5 protein-coding genes are annotated in these 6,136 nt (G+C 39.7%); 3 read left to right on the top strand and 2 right to left on the bottom strand.

Annotated elements, in window-relative coordinates:
* Both BKK50_RS09925 and ilvC read right to left on the bottom strand, forming a co-directional pair.
* A partial coding sequence (locus BKK50_RS09925; protein ID WP_143529802.1) for a pertactin-like passenger domain-containing protein occupies window positions 1-1,594 on the bottom strand: 1,594 nt, incomplete at its 3' end.
* Between the two features lie 71 nt (window positions 1,595-1,665).
* Window positions 1,666-3,144 carry a ketol-acid reductoisomerase gene (gene ilvC / locus BKK50_RS09920; RefSeq protein ID WP_077417652.1) on the bottom strand — a complete coding sequence of 493 codons (1,479 nt, stop codon included), beginning with the start codon at window positions 3,142-3,144 and terminating at the stop codon, window positions 1,666-1,668.
* Between the two features lie 742 nt (window positions 3,145-3,886).
* Between ilvC and ilvY the strand changes: the two genes are divergently transcribed.
* Genes ilvY through glpE form a run of 3 tightly spaced genes read left to right on the top strand, consistent with a single transcriptional unit; the run spans window position 3,887 to window position 5,994 of the window.
* On the top strand, window positions 3,887-4,765 hold the full coding sequence (gene ilvY / locus BKK50_RS09910; RefSeq protein WP_077417651.1) for an HTH-type transcriptional activator IlvY: 879 nt from the start codon (window positions 3,887-3,889) through the stop codon (window positions 4,763-4,765).
* Between the two features lie 33 nt (window positions 4,766-4,798).
* Window positions 4,799-5,677 (top strand): EamA family transporter RarD, encoded by an 879-nt coding sequence (rarD, locus tag BKK50_RS09905; RefSeq protein ID WP_077417650.1) that lies wholly within the window; start codon window positions 4,799-4,801, stop codon window positions 5,675-5,677.
* Window positions 5,677-5,994, top strand: a complete 318-nt coding sequence (gene glpE / locus BKK50_RS09900; RefSeq protein ID WP_077417649.1) for a thiosulfate sulfurtransferase GlpE — start codon at window positions 5,677-5,679, stop codon at window positions 5,992-5,994. Before rarD ends, glpE begins: the two co-directional genes overlap by 1 nt.
* The last annotated feature ends 142 nt before the right edge of the window (window positions 5,995-6,136 follow it).

Raw genomic sequence — 6,136 nt, 5'->3', positions numbered from 1 at the left:
CAGTGCCAGTGCCAGTGCCTGTACCTGTGTCAGAGATCGGCGGTTGAGTAATTTCATTTTGTGAAGTGGCTAATACCCAGTTATTTCCTTCCGGGGATAAGAAATATTGATACGCCCCCAAATCCACCCGCTGATTTGGATTGGCTAAACGGAATTTTGCATTGCCGCCATGGGTTTCAACCAGCGTTAATTTTTTGTCTGCAACCTCTCGACCGTGATCGATAACGTTGAGTTTGTGTTCGCCGCTCGCCGTGCCTTCTACGATAATTTTATCGCCTTTGTTTTCCGAAATATTGGTATTAAGGTTAAATGTACCGGAACCGGTAAGATTGCCTTTGATGGTTAATGTTTTGTATTCTGAGTTTGGTTCGAATGTTACGACTGAATTATTAACGATTAAGTGATTTAACAGGCTTGATTGATTAAAACGCCATTGACTCTCCCTTAAAGAAAGATTAGTTTCAACCTTAGCAGGTTTCTCAGGGTTTTCGATAATCGCACCTGTGAATGTTGAGTTTTGTGAACCCGTTATATTGAGTTGATATACTTCTGCTTTTGCTATATCAATAACTTCATTGTCACCCTCCTCCTCGTCTCCATATTCATTAAGCAGTTTTTTGTCATTAATAGAAACCAAGGCTTGAGTTGCATTGAGGGTGCTATTTTGCAAGTTCAGATTAGTCGTGTAGCGATCAAGTGGAAATATAAGCACGCCATAACCGGTCTTAATATTTGAATGATTAAAGTTAACAATAGATGAAGTGGAATCTGAGTTTGTCATTAATCCACTTTTATCATTAAGTGATACATTTAAATGGTCTGCATTAATATTGGCAGTTTCACTATCATCATTTCCTATATCAAAAGCAAATTGTTTATCTCTATTACCGGAAATATTGACATTGTTTATAGTTAAAGTATCTCTACCAAATAAAGCATAAGCAATGTTATTTTCACCATTCATTATTATGCGGTGATTTGATGAGGTTATATTTGAGCTTTCTTGTGATTCGATTGCTACATTTGCACCATTATTATTGATTTCAATATCGGCTTCGGTATCAACTCTACTATTGCGAGTCGAAATAGCTGAATTTCCATCATCATCGCCGTAAGCATCTGTCGTATTATGAAGTTGAGCATAATTTTGCTCTAGTATTAATTTGACACCCTTTTCAAGGGTTGCAGTTGCTCTCCATAAGTCAATTAGGTTACTTGAAGGATAATCTTCTTTAAGTGTGGCATTAACACCAGATTTAAAGGTGATTATATTGTCTCTGTTTGATAAATCCCGAATACGAAATAAGGCATCGGCAGAAGCAATGGACTCTCCATCAGTTATAATTGTTCCTACATCGGTTTTAGCGATATTTTGATAATTTCCGGGTAACACTTCCACATTGATGGTATCGTTAAATGAAGTACTTTGGTTATTGATCATCCAAGTATTATCTCGCCCACCGTGAAAATCATATTTACATCCTGTTAAAGTAGAGCAAGTGAGATCTGTTGCCCACGCCTGATTGAATAACCCGAGTGCGATAGTTACCAAACTCAGTTTAAAAGTGCGGTCATATTTCTTATTGTTTTTCATTTTGGGTTCTCCTCTAAATGTAAAAAAGCCGATTTAATACTAAATCGGCTTAAATTTTAGCGGTTTAATTATTAACCCGCAACTGCAATACGTTTCATATCTGTCATATAACCACGCAATTCTTGACCGATTAATTCCACCGGGTGGTTGCGGATGGCATCGTTGACATCACGCAAGGTGATGTTGTCGATTTCAACGGTTGGCGTTGGTTCGCCTAAGTCACCTTTTTGCAACGTTGGGATTATTTCTTTAGCGAGAATTGGGGTGGCGACGTTAGAGAATAAGTAGTTACCGTATTCTGCTGTGTCAGAAATCACCACGTTCATTTCATATAAACGTTTACGCGCAATGGTGTTGGCAATTAATGGTAATTCGTGAAGCGATTCATAGTAAGCGGACTCTTCATAAATGCCACTTTCCACCATCGCATCAAAGGCAAGTTCCACACCGGCTTTTACCATAGCAATCATTAACACGCCGTTATCAAAATATTCTTGCTCACTGATTTTGCCATCATATTTCGGGGCATTTTCAAAAGCGGTTTTGGCGGTAGCCTCACGCCAAGCGAAGAGATCTTTGTCGCCATTTGCCCAGTCTGCCATCATGGTTTCAGAGAAGTGACCGCTGATGATGTCATCCATATGTTTGTAGTATAAGAAACCAAGTTTTTCTTTAATTTGCTCGGAAAGCTCAAAGGCGCGCAATTTCGCACTGTTGGATAAGCGATCCATCATTAAGGTGATACCGCCTTGTTTTAAGGCTTCAGTGATGGTTTCCCAACCGTATTGGATTAATTTTCCGGCATAGGCAGGGTCTTTACCGTCTGCGACTAATTTGTCATAGCACACGATAGAGCCGGCTTGTAACATACCGCAAAGAATGGTTTGCTCACCCATTAAGTCGGATTTTACTTCTGCCACGAAAGAAGACTCTAATACGCCTGCACGATGACCACCGGTTGCCGCAGCCCAAGCTTTCGCAATGGCTAAACCTTCGCCTTTCGGGTCATTTTCAGGGTGAACGGCGATTAAAGTCGGCACGCCAAAACCACGTTTGTATTCTTCACGCACTTCTGTACCCGGGCATTTTGGCGCCACCATCACGACCGTTAAATCCGGGCGAATTTGCTCACCTTGTTCCACGATGTTGAAACCGTGAGAATAACCAAAGGCTGCTCCTTGTTTCATAAGTGGCATCACATCCGCTACGACTTTTGAGTGTTGTTTATCCGGCGTGAGGTTCACGACTAAATCGGCTGTTGGGATTAATTCTTCGTAAGTGCCGACTTTGAAACCATTTTCGGTGGCACGTTGGAATGAGGCACGTTTTTCTGCAATGGCCTCAGGGCGTAAGGCATAGCTCACGTCTAAACCGGAATCACGCATATTTAAACCTTGGTTTAAACCTTGTGCACCACAGCCCACGATAACGATTTTTTTCCCTTTTAAGAAGTTTGCTTCATCGGCAAATTCTTCACGATCCATAAAACGACAACGACCTAATTGGTCTAATTTTTGACGTAAATTCAATGTGTTGAAATAGTTAGCCATATGTTTTCCTTGATTTTATCAGGGTGAATGATTGTATGATGTTGTGTTTGCATAGTTTTTAATATGAGTAGGATTATAAGGTTTTTTGTGATTGCGTAAAGTGATATTATGGGAATGATTTGTTTCATTTTTTGCAATTATTGATTTGGTATCGGGTTTCGCTGATGACGATCTACTTTCTTTATTTATTTGAAATCGCCTTTCGCTCGATGAGCGACCTACTTTTTCTTTGCTCGTGCAAAGTAAAAGTAGGCAAAAAGAAAGCACGCCCTGCTTTTCCTTGTTTCCTTTGTTCCACTGAATTTGCTTAACGGAAATTTTCTGAACTCGCTACGCTCAAACAGACGAAAATTTCCTACAAATTCAATTCCACAAAGGCGGAAAAGAAGGGAATTTATTTCTTTCTACAAATAAAGTGCGGTTAAAAATTTTAATATTTTTAAAACCATGCGCTCTTTTAAATAATGCTCCGATAAAGGAACCCCATATAAATCGCCTTTGCGACTTGGCATTTTTAGCTAAATTTGTACTGTTTGAGCGAAGCGAGTTGACAAATTTAGCGTGAAGAAAATGACAATAAAGCAAAGATCAGCGATTTAACTGGGGTGTGTTTTCTTTGCCTACTTTCTTTTACACAAGTAAAAGAAAGTAGGTCGCTCATCGAGCGAAAGGCGATTTCAAATAAATAAAGAAAGTAGGTCGCTGTCAGGCGAAATCTGACTTTGATAAAACCGGAATGATTATGGACTTTACCGATCTCAACTTATTCATAAAACTAGCGGAAACCAAAAACTTCGCCAAAACCGCCACTCAAAACCATATGTCCCCTTCCACCCTTTCACGCCAAATTCAGCGGATGGAAGAAGAGTTGGGGAAAAGGCTTTTTATTCGTGATAACCGTCAAGTAAATCTCACCGAATATGGGGAGAAATTTCTACGGTTTGCCAAGGTGGAGTGGCAAAACTGGCAACAGTTCAAACAACAAATCAATGATGAAACAGATGAATTGAGCGGTGAATTAAGACTTTTTTGTTCTGTTACCGCCTCTTATAGCCATTTGCCACAGATATTAAAACAATTTCGCCAACGTTATCCAAAAGTGGAAATTCAGCTTACCACCGGCGATCCGGCGCTCGCTTTGGAATTGGTGCAAAGTCAGCAAGTGGATCTTGCGCTTGCAGGGAAACCTAATAATTTACCGGCGAGCGTGGCATTTCATAAAATTGACGATATTCATCTTTCACTGATTGCGCCACGGATTGCTTGTTTGGCAACACAATTGTTGCAAGAGAAACCGATTAATTGGCAGCAGATGCCTTTTATTTTTCCGGTGGAAGGCCATGCAAGGCAGCGGATTGAACAATGGTTGCGTGAAAAGCACATTAAACATCCAAAAATTTATGCCACGGTAGCAGGGCACGAGGGGATTGTCCCTATGGTGGGGTTAGGCTTCGGTTTGGCGATGTTGCCTGATGCGGTGATTGACAACAGCCCGATGCGCGATCAAATTTCCCGATTAAATTTAGAGCGACCCGTTGCCCCTTTTGAATTGGGGATTTGTACCCAAAAAAGGCATTTAGCCCAACCCTTAATTCGTGCGTTTTGGGCAATGTTGGAATAGAATGGGCTGGACTATTTCGACTAAGGATTTCCTATGCTAAAAGGTATTCTCGTTTCGCTCTTCGCCTCTTTTTTATTTGGCTATATGTATTATTTTTCCACCTTGCTTAAACCCTTAAGCGGTACGGATATTTTCGGCTATCGAATGATTTTCACTTTTCCCTTTGTACTGTTAGCCGTTTTGATGTTCAAACAAAAAAATGCCTTGCTCGAACGTTTAAAACACCTCCAAAAACGACCGCACTTTGCTCTTTCTTATGTTTTCTGTGGGGCACTAATGGGCTTTCAAATGTGGTTATTTTTATGGGCACCCAATAATGGGAGCTCGCTGAGTGTTTCCTTTGGGTATCTGTTACTGCCTATTGTGATGGTAGCAGCAGGTCGATTAATTTTTAAGGAACGGATTTCTACTTTTAAATTCATTGCTGTATTGATTGCCGCACTAGGTGTCATTTCAAATATCGTCATTAAAGGCGGATTATCTTGGGAAGCCATTGTCATTTGTGTGGGCTATACCTCCTATTTTTCTATTCGAAAAGCGTTGAAAAATACGGATCTTGCCTCTTTTTGTCTTGAAATGTTCAGTTTGCTCCCGATTAGTATTTATTTTGCCTTACAAACAGATTTTGCCGTGGTGGAACAAAGTAATCCGAATATTTGGGCGTTATTACTGTTGCTTGGGTTGATTAGTGGTACGGCATTAATTGCTTATGTGATCGCCAGTAATCTGTTGCCAATGAATTTACTCGGGCTATTGGGCTATGTGGAAACCATTATGATGGTGTTTGTTTCCTTTTTTATTGGCGAAAAAATTGATGGGGAAAGTTACCCGCTTTTTATTTGTTTAATATTGGCAATGTGCCTTGTGATGATAGACGGTGTGTATAAACAGCACGCAAAAGGAACCTTATAATGTCGTTTAAAGAAATTACTCCCCAACAAGCTTGGGAAATGGTGCAACAGGGGGCAGTCCTTGCCGATGTGCGTGATGCACAGCGTTATACCTATTCACACCCCAAAGGGGCTTTTCATTTAACTAATCAAAGTTTTTTACAGTTTGAAGAATTGGTGGATTTCGACACTCCCATTATTATCAGCTGTTATCATGGCATCAGCAGCCGCAATGTCGCCACATTTTTAACAGAACAAGGTTATGAAAATATTTATAGCATCATCGGTGGGTTTGATGGGTGGATAAGGGCGAAATTGCCGATTGAAACAAGGGCTTAAAAATAAGCGAGAAAAAATTTATTGTTTTTTATTTTTATATTTTAACTTTTCACGTAATATCTTGATTTATTTATTTATTTATTTATTTATTTATTTATTTATTTATTTATTTATTTATTTATTTATTGGGGCTGTACTAGAT

Origin of the sequence: Rodentibacter rarus (genome assembly GCF_001998965.1) — a bacterium.
Taxonomy (GTDB): Bacteria; Pseudomonadota; Gammaproteobacteria; order Enterobacterales; family Pasteurellaceae; genus Rodentibacter; species Rodentibacter rarus.
Note: the sequence above shows the minus strand (reverse complement) of the source record. Positions and strands in the feature narration are given on the sequence as shown.

Bases quoted from the DNA above. Each gene is read 5' to 3' on its own strand.
- ilvC (WP_077417652.1), bottom strand. From the start codon at position 3,144: ATGGCTAACTATTTCAACACATTGAATTTACGTCAAAAATTAGACCAA.
- ilvY (WP_077417651.1), top strand. From the start codon at position 3,887: ATGGACTTTACCGATCTCAACTTATTCATAAAACTAGCGGAAACCAAA.
- rarD (WP_077417650.1), top strand. From the start codon at position 4,799: ATGCTAAAAGGTATTCTCGTTTCGCTCTTCGCCTCTTTTTTATTTGGC.
- glpE (WP_077417649.1), top strand. From the start codon at position 5,677: ATGTCGTTTAAAGAAATTACTCCCCAACAAGCTTGGGAAATGGTGCAA.